Origin of the sequence: Herbidospora galbida, assembly GCF_005233835.1 — a bacterium.
GTDB lineage: Bacteria > Actinomycetota > Actinomycetes > Streptosporangiales > Streptosporangiaceae > Herbidospora > Herbidospora galbida.
This window is the reverse complement of the sequence record NZ_SZQA01000036.1, coordinates 47,459-62,309: the sequence shown is the minus strand read 5'-3', so window position 1 is coordinate 62,309 and position 14,851 is coordinate 47,459. Positions and strand designations below refer to the sequence as shown.

Annotated in this window: 16 protein-coding genes; 10 read left to right on the top strand and 6 right to left on the bottom strand. The window is 71.7% G+C overall.

Annotated elements, in window-relative coordinates:
• Positions 1–12 precede the first annotated feature (12 nt).
• Positions 13–1,623 carry a penicillin-binding transpeptidase domain-containing protein gene (locus tag FDA94_RS30535; RefSeq protein WP_246060233.1) on the top strand — a complete coding sequence of 537 codons (1,611 nt, stop codon included), beginning with the start codon at positions 13–15 and terminating at the stop codon, positions 1,621–1,623.
• 31 nt (positions 1,624–1,654) lie between these two features.
• Positions 1,655–2,245 carry an ArsR/SmtB family transcription factor gene (locus FDA94_RS30530; RefSeq protein ID WP_170991198.1) on the top strand — a complete coding sequence of 197 codons (591 nt, stop codon included), beginning with the start codon at positions 1,655–1,657 and terminating at the stop codon, positions 2,243–2,245.
• Positions 2,246–2,285: 40 nt separating this feature from the next.
• On the opposite strand, the gene FDA94_RS30525 is transcribed toward FDA94_RS30530, so the two are convergent.
• Positions 2,286–2,963 carry a GntR family transcriptional regulator gene (locus FDA94_RS30525; RefSeq protein ID WP_137250523.1) on the bottom strand — a complete coding sequence of 226 codons (678 nt, stop codon included), beginning with the start codon at positions 2,961–2,963 and terminating at the stop codon, positions 2,286–2,288.
• Between the two features lie 17 nt (positions 2,964–2,980).
• Entirely contained in the window at positions 2,981–3,952 is a 972-nt protein-coding gene (locus tag FDA94_RS30520; protein ID WP_137250522.1) for an SPFH domain-containing protein, read from the bottom strand.
• Between the two features lie 57 nt (positions 3,953–4,009).
• Here FDA94_RS30520 and FDA94_RS30515 point away from each other — a divergent pair, with 57 nt between their 5' ends.
• Complete coding sequence (locus FDA94_RS30515) at positions 4,010–5,074, top strand: alpha/beta hydrolase (RefSeq protein WP_137250521.1); 1,065 nt, start codon at positions 4,010–4,012, stop codon at positions 5,072–5,074.
• A gap of 160 nt (positions 5,075–5,234) precedes the next feature.
• On the opposite strand, the gene FDA94_RS30510 is transcribed toward FDA94_RS30515, so the two are convergent.
• Entirely contained in the window at positions 5,235–5,804 is a 570-nt protein-coding gene (locus FDA94_RS30510) for a TetR/AcrR family transcriptional regulator (RefSeq protein WP_137250520.1), read from the bottom strand.
• Positions 5,805–5,860: 56 nt separating this feature from the next.
• Here FDA94_RS30510 and FDA94_RS30505 point away from each other — a divergent pair, with 56 nt between their 5' ends.
• The gene (locus tag FDA94_RS30505; RefSeq protein WP_137250519.1) at positions 5,861–7,003 is read left to right on the top strand and encodes an FAD-dependent oxidoreductase; all 1,143 of its coding nucleotides are present in this window, start codon (positions 5,861–5,863) and stop codon (positions 7,001–7,003) included.
• A gap of 9 nt (positions 7,004–7,012) precedes the next feature.
• Here FDA94_RS30505 and erm read toward each other — a convergent pair whose 3' ends face one another.
• Positions 7,013–7,693, bottom strand: coding sequence for a 23S ribosomal RNA methyltransferase Erm (gene erm / locus FDA94_RS30500; protein ID WP_425460184.1), 681 nt, complete (start codon positions 7,691–7,693; stop codon positions 7,013–7,015).
• 366 nt (positions 7,694–8,059) lie between these two features.
• Positions 8,060–8,326 (bottom strand): DUF3040 domain-containing protein, encoded by a 267-nt coding sequence (locus FDA94_RS30495; protein WP_137250517.1) that lies wholly within the window; start codon positions 8,324–8,326, stop codon positions 8,060–8,062.
• Between the two features lie 133 nt (positions 8,327–8,459).
• On the opposite strand from FDA94_RS30495, the gene FDA94_RS30490 reads away from it, so the two are divergent.
• From FDA94_RS30490 to FDA94_RS30470, 5 genes are all read left to right on the top strand, one after another.
• On the top strand, positions 8,460–9,470 hold the full coding sequence (locus FDA94_RS30490) for an Rv2578c family radical SAM protein (protein ID WP_137250516.1): 1,011 nt from the start codon (positions 8,460–8,462) through the stop codon (positions 9,468–9,470).
• 105 nt (positions 9,471–9,575) lie between these two features.
• Positions 9,576–10,271, top strand: coding sequence for an ABC transporter ATP-binding protein (locus FDA94_RS30485; protein WP_137250515.1), 696 nt, complete (start codon positions 9,576–9,578; stop codon positions 10,269–10,271).
• Positions 10,268–11,002 (top strand): ABC transporter permease, encoded by a 735-nt coding sequence (locus FDA94_RS30480; RefSeq protein ID WP_137250514.1) that lies wholly within the window; start codon positions 10,268–10,270, stop codon positions 11,000–11,002. The genes FDA94_RS30485 and FDA94_RS30480 overlap by 4 nt, the downstream gene beginning before the upstream one ends.
• Entirely contained in the window at positions 10,999–12,051 is a 1,053-nt protein-coding gene (locus tag FDA94_RS30475) for a sensor histidine kinase (protein WP_137250513.1), read from the top strand. The genes FDA94_RS30480 and FDA94_RS30475 overlap by 4 nt, the downstream gene beginning before the upstream one ends.
• Entirely contained in the window at positions 12,051–12,656 is a 606-nt protein-coding gene (locus FDA94_RS30470) for a response regulator transcription factor (RefSeq protein ID WP_137250512.1), read from the top strand. The genes FDA94_RS30475 and FDA94_RS30470 overlap by 1 nt, the downstream gene beginning before the upstream one ends.
• Here FDA94_RS30470 and FDA94_RS30465 read toward each other — a convergent pair.
• Positions 12,653–13,462 carry a GDSL-type esterase/lipase family protein gene (locus FDA94_RS30465; protein ID WP_137250511.1) on the bottom strand — a complete coding sequence of 270 codons (810 nt, stop codon included), beginning with the start codon at positions 13,460–13,462 and terminating at the stop codon, positions 12,653–12,655. The two genes, FDA94_RS30470 and FDA94_RS30465, sit on opposite strands and share 4 nt — an antisense overlap.
• Before the next feature lie 165 nt (positions 13,463–13,627).
• On the opposite strand from FDA94_RS30465, the gene FDA94_RS30460 reads away from it, so the two are divergent.
• Positions 13,628–14,836: an isochorismate synthase gene (locus tag FDA94_RS30460; RefSeq protein ID WP_137250510.1), complete on the top strand. Its 1,209-nt coding sequence runs from the start codon at positions 13,628–13,630 to the stop codon at positions 14,834–14,836.
• Positions 14,837–14,851: the final 15 nt, after the last annotated feature.

Sequence of the window (14,851 nt, the reverse complement as noted above, 5' to 3'; positions counted from 1 at the left end):
AAGCTCGTCGCCGTGCGGGGACGAACGATAGCGATCATTTCGGTGGCGTGCGTGGTCGCCGCCGCGGGCGGCGGAGCCGGCGCCTGGTGGGTGCTGCACACGCGCGGCACCCCTCAGGAGACCGCCCGCCTCTACGCGGCCGCCTGGGCGGCCAACGACCTGACGGCGATGAAGACCCAGCTGGTCGCCCCGGTTCCGGCCGCCTTCGACGCCGTCACCGCCTCGATCGCCAAAGACCTCAAGGCGACCGTCAAGAACGTGGAGCTGGGCCAGGTGGCCCCCGCCGGAGACGACCGCTACGAGGCGTCCTACACGGCCACCCTCGACATCGCCGACGTCGGGCCCTGGACGTACACGGGCACCTTCGACCTGGTCGTGTCCGACCGGCACTGGAAGGTCGACTGGAAGCCGCAGGCCCTGCACCCCGGCATCGACGGCACCGCCAAGCTGGCGCTGAAGACGACCTGGCCGCAGCGGGCCGCGCTGACCGACGCCGACGGCAATCGCATCGACGGCACCGACGTCGGCGGCTCGGTGCAGCAGCTCGCCGGGTTCCTCGACAAGGCGACCCCCAAGGACGTCGCGAAACTCGGCCCCGCCTACCGCAAGAACCAGGCCATCGGACGCGGCGGCCTGCAGGAGACCTTCCAGAAGCGCCTGGCCGGCAGCCCCACCACCGACGTCATGGCCGGCGACAAGCCCCTGGAGTCGATCAAGGGCAAGGAGGGCGAGCCGGTCAGGACCAGCCTGGACATGAAGATCCAGAACGCCGCCGCCGACGCCATCCGCGACCTCGAGAAGCCCGCCTCGCTCGTGGCCATCCGGCCCTCGACCGGCGAGGTCCTGGCCATCGCCAACAACCGCGGCGACTTCAACCGCGCCCTCAACGGCCAGTACGCCCCCGGCTCGACCTTCAAGACGGTCACCGCCGCCGCCCTGCTGGCCAAGGGGGTCGCTCCGGACGAGCGGGTGACCTGCCCGGAGAACGCGAACGTCGGCGGGCTGAAGATCCGCAACAGCGACAACGCCGAATACGGGACGATCAGCTTCAGCGACTCCTTCGCCTACTCCTGCAACACCACCTTCGCCCCGCTGGCCCAGGAGCACCTGGGCGCCGAGGGCCTCTACGACGTCGCCGGCAGCCTCGGCTTCAACCAGCCGCTCAACATCGGCGTCCCGGCCAGCAAGGGCAGCATGCCGAAGGCGACCTCCGACGCCGAACTCGCCGCCGAGTCGTTCGGCCAGGCGAAGATCATCGCCAGCCCGCTGATCATGGCCTCGGTCGCGGCGGCCGTCGCCGACGGCACCTGGCGGCCCCCGACGCTGGTCCCGGGCCTGAAGCAGAAGGCCAAGGAGCAACCGCTGCCCGACGGGGTGGCCGACGACCTGCGCGCGATGATGCACGCCGTGGTGACCAAGGGCACCGCCAAGGCGGCCGGGCTGCCCGGCGGCGCCTACGGCAAGACCGGCACGGCCGAATACGGCAGCGGGCCCAAGCTGCCCTCCCACGCCTGGTTCCACGGATACCGCGACGACGTGGCGTTCGCGGTCGTCGTCGAGGGCGGCGGAGGCGGCGGCAAGGTGGCCGCGCCCGTGGCGGCCGACTTCCTCAGGGGCTTTTGACAAGTTTTCTTGTCGGTGAGAACCTGAGGCCATGTTCGAAGTGGCGGTCATCGACGACCCCGCGGCCGCCGAAGTCTCCCTCGACCCGGTCCGCGCCCGCATCCTGGCCGAACTCGCCGAGCCCGGCTCGGCCACCCAGCTCGCCGCCAAGATCGGCCTGCCCCGGCAGAAGGTCAACTACCACCTCAAGACGCTCGAGAAGCACGGCCTGGTCGAGCTCGTCGAGGAGCGCCGCAAGGGCAACGTGACCGAACGGGTCATGCGCGCGACCGCCGGCTCCTACGTCATCTCCCCCGCCGCGCTGGGGGCGGTCGAACCCGACCCCTCCCGGCGGCCCGACCGCCTGTCGGCCGCCTGGCTCCTGGCCGTGGCGGCCCAGCTGGTGAAAGACGTCGGCGCGCTGATCACCCGGTCGGAACGCGCCCAGCAGAAGGTCGCCACGTTCGCGATCGACGGCACCGTCCGCTTCGCCAGCGCCCGCGACCGGGCCGCCTTCGCCGAGGAACTCTCGGCCACCGTGGCCTCCCTCGTCGCCCGCTACCACGACGAACAGTCCCCGGGCGGCCGCGACCACCGGGTCGTCGTCGCCCTGCACCCGGCCATCACCCGCCATGACCCCTAGAAGGCGATCGCGGGCGCTGCCGTGGTTCACCCATGCACCCTCACGCGCACACGGCCAGCAGCAGGCGTTCGGCGTCGTCGAGGTAGGTCGCGAGCAGGGCGTCGGCCTCGGCGTTCCGGCCCGACTCCAGCAGGCCCAGCAGTTCGCGGTTGCGGGGCAGGAACGGCGCGTGCAGCCCGCGGGGGTCCATCGCGTGGAAGGCCAGGCGGAGTTCGGCCATGAGCTGGGCCATCATCGCGTCCACCCGCCTGCTCCCGTTGAAGGAGACGATGAGCTGGTGGAAGCGCAGGTCGGCGGTGCCGACGTCGAGCCAGCGGCCCTCGGCGGCCACCCTCTCCGCGTCGGAGACCGCGTCCCGCAGGGCGGTCAGGGAGATGGGGTCCTTGTCCGGGCGGCGGACGGCGGCGCCCTCGATCATGCGGCGGACCCGGTAGATGTCGGCGACGTCGTCCGGGGACAGGACGCGCACGTACACGCCCCGATTGAACCGGTGTTCCAGCAGGCGCTCGTGGCCGAGCAGGCTGAAGGCCTCCCGCAAGGTGTTGCGGGAGACTTCCAGCTCGGCGGTCAGCTCGTCTTCGGCCAGGCGGCTGCCGGGCGGCAGGCCGCCCTGGGTGACGCGCTGGCGGAGGATCGCCGCCGCCCATTCGGCCGTGCTGCTGCGGACCCGGAACGGGCGGGTCTCGCCGTGGGCGTTCGAGGAGCCTGGTTCACTCACGTCTCGCAGACAATCATCTACTTGCCGGAGGCGTCCACGCCCTGGGGGTTGCCGGGGGCGTAGACGGTGATGCCGTCGGGGAGCGCGCCGATCTTGTCGATCTCCACGCAGGCGGGGCAGGCCTCGTAGCCCTTCTGGCGGGCGCGGTTGGCGTCGGCCTCGGCCTCGGCGCCGGTGACGAGCGCGCGTCCGTCGATCTTGGCCTGTTCGGCTCTGGCCTCGGCCTGGCGGATGTCGGCCTGCGCGCCCTGGGCCTTGGTGATGCTCTGCTGGACCTCGTCGGGCAGGGTGATCCTGACGAGGTTGAAGCGGAATCCGGTGAGGTAGGGGCCGCCCAGCATGGACTGGATCTCCCGTTCCAGGCTGGCGTTGACGCCGGTCTGGACGCGGGCCAGGTTCGCCAGGCCGGTGCTCGGTTCCGGGATCTCGGCGCCGTTGAGGAAAGCGCAGGTGGGCACCAGTTCCTCGCAGCGCATGGCGCCGATCTGCACGCGCAGCGTGTTGTAGATGACCGGGCGGACCGCCTGGCTGAAGAAGGCGCTCCAGCCTTCGTCGCCGTCCCAGGCGTAGAGCATGTCGTCGCCGTCGCCGATGTAGGTGCGGGTTCCGTACCGGTCGTCGAAGGCCCTGAGGGTCGGGTGGTCGAGGTTGAGGGTGAAGTAGAACGTGCCCTCGACCCCCACGTTGACGCCGTCGCCGCTGGGCACGACCACCTCGTCCACCCCGAGCGTGGTGGCCCGTTTGGGGTCCGAGGTGATCGTGTAGATGCGCTGCTGGGCCGGATAGGTGTGCGCGGTGGACATGAGGCCGGTCCAGGTGGGACCGGTGGCCGGGTTGAGGATCTGGCGGATGCCGCTCTCGTCGAGCGGCCCGCCGTCGCGGATGACGGCGACGACGCCCGCATCCGTGCTGGTGAACCCGGTCGTGTACGTGATCAGCGCGAGCCCGATCAGGGCGGCTAGTAAGACACCGATCAAGGATTTGGCCATGTGTTCAATGTAGGGATTGTTGAACAATTTGATAAGAGGATCGGTGGACACGTTTCAGTGGGTGAGCTCCGCGCGGAAGTGCTCGATGACCGAGCTGATCGGGCGCATCAGGACGGTGCCTTCGAGCCGGTGCGGGTCGACCCTGTCCTCTACGGCTTGGCGGCTGACGATCTTCAGACGCGGATCGCCGCCGCGATGACCGCCGGCTCAGCTCGGCCGTCTCTCCAGAGCCGGGAACGGCTATCGGGAGAATCCAAAGAAAAAGCGCTGTTGCCGAAACTCCTGCAAATCTCGGGCCTTTGCCGAGGTCGTACACGACAATGTTTTGTTGACGGTCCGGGAGATGCGGCGGATATTGGCCGCATGCGATTTTCGGGTCTGCTTCTGGTGCTGTTACTCGCTGTGCCCGCGTGCGGGCGGGATGCCGCGCCTGCCGCGCAGCAGCCGGCCCCCGCGGTGTCGTCGGCCGCGCCCGTCGCGTCCCCCGCGCCCAAGCTGGTGGGGTGCAAGGTCGGGCCTTCGGTCGCGTTCACGCCGGTGACGGTGCAGAACCTGGCGGTCGGCATCGCGGGAGACGGGCCGGTGGGTGTCGTCATCGCCAACACGCTCGACGGCTATCACTGCGACTGGCTGGTGTGGGCGGATCATCTGATCAAGAGCGGGGTCCGGGTGGCCGTGTTCGAATACGGGTCTCCGCCGCGCATGGCGGGCATTCCGGCCATGCTCGAACAGGGGCCGAAGGAGATGATGGCCGTCGCCGACGAGCTCAGGAAACAGGGCGCCCAGAAGATCGTTTACGCCGGAGGGTCGCTCGGCGGATCGGTCGCGCTCGCCACGGCCGCCAAGCCCGAGGCACAGGCGGCCGGCGTCGTCTCCCTGTCAGGTGGGCTGGACGGACAGGCGGAGACGGTCAAGACCCTCACGATCCCGGCGATCTACGCCGTGGCGGAAGAGGACACGAGCGGCGGCGCCCCGGCCGTCGCCAAGGAACTGCACAAAGCCACGGAAGACAGCGAACTGCTCGTCTACCCGGGAGCTCAGCACGCGGGCGGCATGTTCATCGACAAACGTTACGCCGACGAGTTGCTGGCCAAGCTCGACGCGTTCCTGGCCAAGGTCTAGGGGCCGATGAGCTCGGGCCAGGCCCCGTCGGCCGCCCACTGGCGATGCCGCTTGTCAGCCGTGACTCAGGCCCCTGACCGCTCGGGCAGGTCCCGCCGGGGCAGCCCGGTCCGCGCCCGGTAGAGCAGCCACCGACCTGATCACTCGTGTCGCCCGCGACTCACCTGGGCACGTCGGGGACCATCGCGCGCACGATCTGCTGGACCCCTTCCCGTGTGACCGTCCCCACCGGCGCCGTGACCAGGGTGAACAGCGCGCCGCCGTAGAGCGCCATGAGCGCCGGCACCCGCTCGGGCGGGATCGCGAGCCCGAGCTGGGCATGGTGCCCCCGGGTGAACCCGGTCGCCACCGCCTGCAGACCCTCCAGGGCCCGGTTGAGCTCGGGGCGGCGGACCGCCTCCAGGCGGAGCTCGAAGATGGCGAGGTAACGGTCGCGCAGCACGGTCGCCGCGCCCAGGAGCGACTCGGTCAGCAGCTCGGCCAGGTCGGGCTCACCCGTCTGGCGGTCGGCGGCGGCGTCCATGTCGGCCAGGTGGAGCTCGACCACGCGTTCGGCCGCGGCCACCAGCAGGGCCTCGCGGTTGCGGAAGTAGTTGGAGGCCGTGCCCGTCGGCAGCCCCGCCGCGCGTTCGGCGGTGCGGTGGGTCAGGCCGTGCACCCCCGACGACGCGAGCAGCCCGATGGCGGCGTCGGTGAGGGCCCGGCGGCGGTCCGGATTCGAGGGCGGCACCCCGTCATGCTACCAATAGCAGTAGTAGTACAACCGTAGTGAATGACGGGATCCCCATGAGAATCGCGATCGTCGGAGCCGGGCTCGGCGGCGTCACCGCCGCCACCGGCCTCCACCTGACCGGCCACGACGTCACCCTCTACGAACGCGCCCCCGACCTGCGGGAGACCGGCACCGGCATCGTCGTGATGCCCAACGGCCTCGCCGCCCTCGACACCCTCGGCCTGGGCGCTCCCCTGCGCGCGCACGCCGCGCCGACCGCCCAGGGCGGGCTGCGCGACCGCGCCGGCCGTCCGCTCCTGGTCACCGACGCCGCCAAGGCGCAGGAACGCTACGGCCCGACCGTCGTCGTCGACCGCGCCGTCCTGCACCGCACCCTGCGCGAGGGGCTGCCGGCCGATCGCGTCCGCACCGGCGTCCCTGTCGACGACCTCAACCAGGAACCCGGCGGCGTCACCCTCCTGAGCGGCGGTGAAGAGATCGCCACGGCCGAGGCCGTCGTGGTCGCCGACGGGATCGGCAGCCGCCTGCGCGCCCGCCTGTTCCCCGGCCACCCGGGCGCCGTGCGGACCGGCCGCCTCGACCTGCGCGGCACGCTCGGCCCGATCCCGGGCGTGCACGACCTGCTCACGGCGATCCTCGTCGACCGGCACAGCGGCGCGATGTTCGGCCTGTTCCCGATGGGGGCCGGCGGCCTGTACTGGTTCACCGACGCCCCCGCGCCCGCGACGGTCCCCGCGCCGGAGCAGGCCCGCGACCAGATGGCCGAGCTCATGGCGGGCTGGCACCCGGCGGTGCCGGCGGTGCTGCGGGCGACCGCCGTGGCCGACGTCCACGTCGACCCGATCACCCGGCTGGCCCGGCCGCTGGAGACGTACACGACCGGCAGGATCTGCCTGCTCGGCGACGCCGCGCACGGCATGACCCCCGACCTGGGGCAGGGCGCGAGCCAGGCGTTCGAGGACGCCGCCGCCCTGGTCCGGCACCTCACCGGGGCCGCACCCGGCGAGGCGGCCGAGCGGCTGGCCCGCTACGACGCGCAAAGGCGGCCACGAGCCAACCGGCTCATGGCCGCCTCCAGCCGTCAGTCGCGGCTCACCACGCGGACCGGCCCGGCCGCCTGGCTGCGCGACGCGCTGCTGCGCGCCACCCCGCCGGCGCTGGCCGCCCGGCAGCTCGCCGCCATCTGGCTCCCGTGAGGGGCCGGGTCAGCACAGGCGCCGCCACAGCGCGACCCACTGGTCGGGGTGGACGTGGCCCACGACGGCGTCGCGGGGCACCTCCGCCGCCGCCAGGGCGGCGTCCACCCCCTCGTAACGGGTCTTCAGCGAGGCCCGCACCGAGCCGCCGGTCCCGCCGAAGCCCAGCTCGACCAGCTCCCGGTAGGAGCGCCGGTCGGACACCAGCGGCTCGGGCCTGCGCTCGATCCGCAGGATCGCCGAGTCGACCGACGGGACCGGCCGGAACGACTCACGGAAGATGGTGTGCCCGAGCCGCCAGTGGAACCACGGCCACGACTCGACCGTGACCAGGCTCCAGCGGCCGTAGTCACCGGTGCGCTTGCGGGCGTACTCGCGCTGGGTCAGAAGCGTCGCCGACGATAGATCCGGCGCCCGAAGACACCAGTCGACGATCTTCGAAGTGACCGAATAGGGAATGTTCCCCACCACCGCGAACGACTCCCGTGGTATCCGCGCACGCGTGAAATCACCTCTGACCACATCGATGACCTGGTTGTCTCTCGTCTGGGAGGCGAGCCGCCCCGCGAGCCGGGGATCGATCTCGTAGGCGATCACGCGCTCGGCCACCTCGGCCAGCGCGAACGTGAGCGCCCCCTCCCCCGCGCCGGGCTCCAGCACGAGCCCCTCCGGCGCGGCGGCCTTCACCATCAGTTCGACGGCGTGCCGGTCGACCAGGAAGTTCTGCGAGAGCGTCCGGCGTGCGCCGTCGGCGGGCGTGCGACCGCCCCCGCTGTTCCTGGCCTTCTTCTGGGTATGCGAATAGTTTCCGTGCGCGAAATTCTGCGCCACAGCACTGCCCTTCGGGATCTTCGAGATTCATGGGGTCTCGAAGGGCCCTGGGCCGCGCCCGGGACGCGAAATGCCCTCAGTTCAGAGAAAGTCCGCGTCCGCTAGCGGGCCAGAGCCCGGCTGTGGCGGATGCGGATGAAGACGGGGCAGCAGAAGTTGGAGGCCATGCGGGTCACTGTAAACATCGGGGGACGGGACGGACAAAGCATTTAACGCGCGCCGCAACTAGAAGGGCACCGCGGCCGCGTCGTTGTGGAAGGCCATCACCAGCAGCGTCGCGATCAACGTCGCGATCAGCAACCAGCTCACCGCGATCACCACCGTCGACCGCCGCCACCGGCGCTTCTTCTTGTCGGTGCGGCGGCGATGTCGCTCGCCCCGCTCCACCCGCTCGTTGAACGACTCTAAACGGGCGGCCAGCCGCGGATCCTCGTCTGTGAGGTGCCGCTCGATCATCGCCAGCATCCGCTCCTCGTCTTGCGACCAGGACATGGCGCACCTCCCAGGGATGCAAGGTGTGTGCGGACGTCGTTCCCCCTAAAGAAGATCGTTAGCCGTTTGGAGGGGTGCGATTTGCCCCCGCTTTCCGTTGCGATCATGATCGAACAGATGTTCCAATCATGGGATGCGCTGGGACAACCTGCAACTCATCCCCGAACGGCCCGACGACGCCCTGATCACCAAGGGCGCGGTCGTCCGGACGATCGACACGCCCGAGTTCCGCGGCGTCACGTTCTACGAGATCCACGCCCGCTCGATCGTCAACCGCGTCCCCGGCGCGAGCCGCGTGCCCTTCGAATGGACCCTCAATCCCTACCGGGGCTGCACCCATGCGTGCGTCTACTGCTTCGCCCGCAACACCCACACCTACCTCGACCTCGACGCCGGCCACGACTTCGACACGAAGATCATCGTGAAGACCAACGCCGTCGAGCTGCTGCGCCGCGAACTCGCCGGGCCGCGCTGGCAGGGCGACCCCATCGCGATGGGCTCCAACGTCGACCCCTACCAGCGGTGCGAGGGGCGCTACCGGCTGATGCCGGGCATCATCCGGGCCCTCACCGACTTCGCCAACCCCTTCTCCATCCTGACCAAGGGCACGCTCATCCTCCGCGACCTCGACCTGCTCACCGAAGCGGCCCGGCGCACCCGGGTGTCCACCGCGATGTCGATCGGCACCACCCATCCGGCCGCCTGGCGGGCCACCGAACCCGGCACCCCGAGCCCGCGCGCCCGGCTCAACGCCGTGGCCGCGCTCAACGAGGCCGGCGTTCCCTGCTCGGTGCTGATGGCGCCGATCCTGCCCCACCTCACCGACTCCCCCGCCCAGCTTGAGGCGACCGTGAAGGAGATCGCCGAGGCCGGGGCGACCGGGGTGATCCCGCTGGTGCTCCACCTGCGCACCGGCGCGCGCGAATGGTGGCTCGACTGGCTGGCCCGCGACCATCCGAGCCTGCTGCCGCGCTACCGGGAGCTCTACGGACGCGGCGCCTACGCGCCCAAGGCCTACCAGCAGCGGATCACCGCCCAGGTGGCCGAACTGGCCCGCAAGCACGGGATCAGGGAGCGCGCGGTCCGCCAGACGGCCCTTCCGGCGCAGCCGCCGGGTGCCGAGCAGCTCGGCCTGTTCGGCTGAGGCCCGGCGCCTTTACAAAGTAGATTCCCGATAGGACTTTTGTCCCGCCGATCTCGGGATTCGGCTCCCTACGGCCGCGCGGCCGCCGGAAATAGCGTCGTCGTCATGACCGACGCCATCGTCATCCGCGGCCTGCGCAAGGCCTACCGGCACGTCCTCGCCGTCGACGGCCTCAGCCTGACGGTCCCCCAGGGGCAGCGCCTCGCCCTGCTCGGGCCCAACGGCGCGGGCAAGACCACCACCATCAGCGTGCTGCTCGGGCTGCTCGCACCCGACGCCGGCACCACCTCCCTGTTCGGCCGCGACTCCCGCTCGGCGATCTACGACGGGCTCGTCGGGGTCATGCAGCAGGAGATCGGGCTGCCGCCCCGCGTCACCGTCCGCGAGCTGGTGCGGTTCGCCCGCGCCGTCTTCCCCGCGCCCCTCCCCTACGACGAGATCGTCGCCCAGGCCGGGCTCGCCGGGATCGACCGCTCGCGGGTCGACCGGCTGTCGGGCGGGCAGCGCCAGCGGGTGCGGTTCGCCATGGCCCTGGCCGGCGACCCCAAGCTGCTCGTGCTCGACGAACCCACCGCGGGGCTCGACGTCGAGGCCCGCCGCGACTTCTGGGGCGGCCTGTCCATGAGCGGCCGCACCGTCGTCTTCTCCAGCCACCACCTCGACGAGGCCGACCGGTTCGCCGACCGCATCGTCGTGATGAACCGCGGCCGCCTGGTCGCCGACGGCACCAGCGCCGAGATCAAGAAGGGCGGCGACCTCGAGGACGCCTTCCTCGCCCTCATCTCCGGGAGGATCGCATGACCGCCTACATCCGCCTCGAAGTCCGCAAGATGCTGCGCGACCACGGCTTCATCGTGATGAGCCTCACCCTGCCGGTCGTCATGTACCTGATCTTCAGCAACCTCGCGCTGGGCGCCCAGGGCCCCGAGGCGCAGGCCGCCGCCGCGGCGTGGAGCATGGTGGGCATGGCCGCCTACGGCGCGCTCGGCGGCGCGTTCAGCAACGGCACCGGCACGAGCGAGGACAAGGCGCTCGGCTGGCTGGCCCAGCTCGCCGTGCTGCCCATCCCGTCGTGGCGGGTCATCGCCGGCAAGGCCGCCACCGGCGCGATCATCGTGGTGCCCTCGATCCTGCTCGTCCTGACCGCCGGGGGGCTGGTCAACGGGGTGCCGCTGACGCCGTTCGAGTGGGTCGCGGTCACCCTGCTGCTGTGGGTCGGCACGATCCCGTTCAGCCTGTTCGCGTTGGGCAACGCCTACCTGCTGAGCCCGCAGAACTCGGCCGCCGCCAACCTGGCCGGCTACATCTCCCTGTCGGTCGTCGGCGGGCTGTGGTTCCCGGCCGCGAACTTCCCCGGCTGGCTGCAGACCGTGAGCGAGTGGAGCCCGGTGGCGGCGTACGCGAACCTGCCCTGGGCGGTGCTGTTCGGCGAGGCCCCCTCGCTGCGATCGGTGCTCATCCTGCTGGGGTGGACCGCCGCCTTCACCCTCTACGCTTTGTACGGTTTCCGCCGTGCCGGGAGGAGTGGATGACCAACCGTCAGGGAGGGTTCGCCTTCTGGGTCCTCCTCATGACCTTCCCCGTCCTGGAGACGGTCGCCCGGCCCTCGATCCCCCGCTGGGCGGCCGTGGTCGCGGTCATCGTCCTCTATCTGTGGACCGCCCGGCGCGAGTCCCACCTCGCCCTGGCGCTGCTCGGCCTCACGAGCTCGGCCGCCGCCCTGGCCTTCGGCGGCTCCTGGTCCTTCACGCTCACCATGAGCGCCGTCGCCACCGGCGCCGTCGTCCGCCGGTGGCCCGGCGTGGCGCTGCTGGTGCCGCTCACCGGCATCGCGGTCCTGGCCGCCATCAGGAGCGACGTCGGCGCGATGAACGTGGCCTTCTCCGGCTGGGGGGTGTTCGTCGCCGGGCTGGTGCCGTGGATCATCGTGCAGCTGTGGGACACCATCGCCGAGCTGCAGGCCACCCGGAAGGAGCTCGCGCGGGTGGCCGTCTCGGAGGAGCGCCTGCGGTTCTCCCGCGACCTGCACGACCTGCTCGGCCACACCCTGTCCGTCATGGTCGTCAAGGCCGAGGTGGTCCGGCGGCTGGCGCCCCGCGACGGCGAGGCGGCCGCCCGGCAGGCCGCCGACATCGAGGAGATCGGCCGCCAGGCCCTCACCCAGGTCAGGGCCGCCGTGACCGGTTACCGGGGGCGGGGCCTGGACGCCGAGCTCACCTCCGCCCGCGACGCGCTGGCCGCCGCGGGCATCGAACTGACCGTGCGGAGCCCCGGGAGCCCGCTCGCGCCGGAGACCGACGCCCTGCTCGGCTGGGCGGTCCGCGAGGGCGTCACCAACGTGATCCGCCACAGCACCGCCCGCACCTGCGCCATCACCCTGGTCGTCGGCGAGGGGGAGAGTGAGGGCGCCGAGCTGACCATCGCCGACGACGGCGCCGGGGTCACCGGGCCCGCGTCCGGGAACGGGCTCGGCGGCCTGCGCGAACGCGTCGAGGCGGCGGGCGGCCGGTTCGCCGCCGGGAACGCCCCCGCCGGCGGGTTCCGGCTGACCGTCGGCGTCCCGGAAGGAGCCACCCCCTGATGATCCGTGTGCTGCTGGCCGAAGACCAGGGCATGATGCGCGGCGCCCTGGCCCTGCTGCTCGGCCTCGAACCCGACATCGAGGTCGTGGCCCAGATCGGCGACGGCACCGAGGTCGTGCCCGCCGCCCTGGAGGCGCGGCCCGACGTCGCCCTGCTCGACATCGAGATGCCCGGCCGAGGCGGCCTGGAGGCCGCCGCCGACCTGCGCGAACGGCTGCCCGCCTGCCGGGTGCTGATCCTCACCACGTTCGGCCGCCCCGGCTACCTGCGCCGGGCCATGGACGCCGGGGCCCGCGGCTTCCTCGTCAAGGACGGCCCGGTCGAGGACCTCGCCGACGCCATCCGCCGGGTGCTGCGCGGCGAGCGCGTCGTCGACCCCGCGCTGGCCGCCGCCGCGCTGTCGGCCGGGCCGAGCCCGCTGACCGACCGGGAACGCGAGATCCTCGCCATCGCCGGCGACGGCACCACGATCGCCGACCTCGCCGCCCGCCTCCACCTGTCGGAGAGCACGGTCCGCAACTACCTGTCGTCGGCCATCGGCAAGACCGGCACCCGCAACCGCGTCGAGGCCGCCGGGGTGGCCCGCCACAACGGCTGGCTCTAGACCGGCGACTCCACCCGCTGGAACGACAACCGGGCGATCGTCTTCTGGCCCTCGGCGTTCGGGTGGAAGAAGTCCCACTTGCTCACCATCGACACCGGGAACTGGTAGCGGAACACCTCGCCGTTGTCGTGGCGGCAGAGCGGCCCGTAGGCCACGCAGGCCTTCGCCATCTCGTTGTTGTACGCCAGCACCCGCGCGCGGACCCGGTCACGGCGGTCCTCGTCCTTCCGGGCGGTCGAGGTCGGGTTGGCCAGCATCGTCTGGCAGATGCGCGCGATGCCCCAGAACGCCCGCGCCACCGGGTTGTCCTTGGCGACCCGCCACAGGCGCTTCAGGTCCGGGACGCTGGAGACGCGCACCTGCGCCCCCGTCGGCGCCAGCTTGGCCAGCGCCGCGTCGATCCGCGCCCGGTAGGTCGCCACCGGGGTCATCTGGCTCTCGGTGCGCACGCACGCGTCCTGGGCGCCGATGAGGATCGTCACGTAGGTCGCCTTGGCCTTGATCGCCTCGTCCATCTGCTCCATCAGGTCGGCGCTGGTCGCGCCGTTGTACGCGAAGTTGCGGTTGCGGCCCCTGACGTCGACCCCGTCGGCCAGCAGCCGCAGGTAGTGGCTGTTGACGTCTTTGTGGTCGCCGGCCGACCACGAGCGCGACGTGCAGGCGACGTACCAGCCGCAGGCGTTGAAGCCCGCGCTGATCGAGTCGCCGAGCGCCGCGATCGTCATCGGCTGGGTGGACGCCTGGACCGTTCCAGGCCACAGGAGCAGCGTGACGACAGCGGCCACCGGCGTGATCTTCTTGATCATGGACACCTCCGGGAGCCAAAGGTAGAGATCACGAACGCCAAGGCTCTATTACCGAGGCGGCAGGCGTCTCTTCCATGACCAAGCTGCTATCGGGTCTTGACACCGGCGTACCGACGAAAGGGACCCGATGTCGAACACGTTCAGTTTCTGCGTAAAGTGGGTCAGGTGAGCGTCGCCCTCGGACTTCATCCCCCGCTCGTGGTCCGCACGGTCCCGGTACGCGACCCCGGTGACCTCATCTCCCTGCTGCCGGGTCCGGCCGCCTACACGTGGGTGCACCACGGCGACGGGCTGGTGGCGTGGGGCGAGGCGCTGCGGGTGACCATACCGCCGGGGCCCGGCCGGTTCGCGTGGGCCCGCGACTGGCTGGCCGGCGCGTTCGGGCACGCCGACATCGACGACCGGGTCCGGCGTCCCGGCTCCGGGCCCGTCGCCTTCGGCAGCTTCACCTTCGACCCGGCCTCGGCCGGGTCGGTCCTCGTCGTGCCCCGCGTCGTGGTGGCCCGGCGCGACGGGCAGGCCTGGCTGACCACGGTGGGCGAGGAGAACCTGGGGCTGGTCACGCCCGCCGTCCCGCCGGGGCGGATCCGCTACTCCGACGGCGCGCTGACCGCGCCCGGCTGGGAGCACGCCGTCGCCGCCGCCGTCGAGCGCATCACGTCCGGGGGGCTGGAGAAGGTCGTCCTGGCCCGCGACCTGATCGCGACCGCCGAGGCCGACATCGACCCGCGCGTCCCGCTGGCGCGGCTCGCGGCGCGCTACCCCGAGTGCTACACCTTCTCCGTCGGCGGGCTCATCGGGGCCACGCCCGAGCTGCTGGTGCGGCACACCGGGCGGGCCATCGAGTCGCTCGTGCTGGCCGGCACCATCCCCAGCGGCGCCGACCCGGCCACGCTGTTCGACTCGCCGAAAGACCGCTACGAGCACACGTGCGCGGTCGCCTCGGTCGAGGCCGCGCTGAAGCCGCTGTGCGCGGAGCTCGACGTACCGGCCGAACCCGAACTGCTCTCGCTGCCCAACGTGCAGCACCTCGCCAGCCGGGTCACCGGGAAACTCGACGACGGCGCGTCGGTCCTCGACGTGGTCGCGGCGCTCCACCCCACGGCCGCCGTCGGCGGCACCCCGACCGACGACGCGGTCGCGCTGATCCCCCGGCTGGAGCAGATGGACCGGGGCGGCTACGCCGGGCCGGTCGGCTGGATCGACGCCCGGGGCGACGGCGAGTGGGGCATCGCGCTGCGCTGCGCCCAGCTCGACGGGCCGCGCGCCCGGCTCTTCGCGGGCTGCGGCATCATGGGCGGGTCCGATCCGGCCGCCGAGCTGGCGGAGGCCCAGTCGAAGTTCCGCGCCATGCAGTACGCCCTCGAAGGCTGAGGCCGGGCTCGAACG

Bases quoted from the DNA above. Each gene is read 5' to 3' on its own strand.
- FDA94_RS30530 (WP_170991198.1), top strand. From the start codon at position 1,655: ATGTTCGAAGTGGCGGTCATCGACGACCCCGCGGCCGCCGAAGTCTCC.
- FDA94_RS30520 (WP_137250522.1), bottom strand. From the start codon at position 3,952: ATGGCCAAATCCTTGATCGGTGTCTTACTAGCCGCCCTGATCGGGCTC.
- FDA94_RS30505 (WP_137250519.1), top strand. From the start codon at position 5,861: ATGAGAATCGCGATCGTCGGAGCCGGGCTCGGCGGCGTCACCGCCGCC.
- erm (WP_425460184.1), bottom strand. From the start codon at position 7,693: ATGGTGAAGGCCGCCGCGCCGGAGGGGCTCGTGCTGGAGCCCGGCGCG.
- FDA94_RS30495 (WP_137250517.1), bottom strand. From the start codon at position 8,326: ATGTCCTGGTCGCAAGACGAGGAGCGGATGCTGGCGATGATCGAGCGG.
- FDA94_RS30490 (WP_137250516.1), top strand. From the start codon at position 8,460: ATGCGCTGGGACAACCTGCAACTCATCCCCGAACGGCCCGACGACGCC.
- FDA94_RS30485 (WP_137250515.1), top strand. From the start codon at position 9,576: ATGACCGACGCCATCGTCATCCGCGGCCTGCGCAAGGCCTACCGGCAC.
- FDA94_RS30480 (WP_137250514.1), top strand. From the start codon at position 10,268: ATGACCGCCTACATCCGCCTCGAAGTCCGCAAGATGCTGCGCGACCAC.
- FDA94_RS30475 (WP_137250513.1), top strand. From the start codon at position 10,999: ATGACCAACCGTCAGGGAGGGTTCGCCTTCTGGGTCCTCCTCATGACC.
- FDA94_RS30470 (WP_137250512.1), top strand. From the start codon at position 12,051: ATGATCCGTGTGCTGCTGGCCGAAGACCAGGGCATGATGCGCGGCGCC.
- FDA94_RS30465 (WP_137250511.1), bottom strand. From the start codon at position 13,462: ATGATCAAGAAGATCACGCCGGTGGCCGCTGTCGTCACGCTGCTCCTG.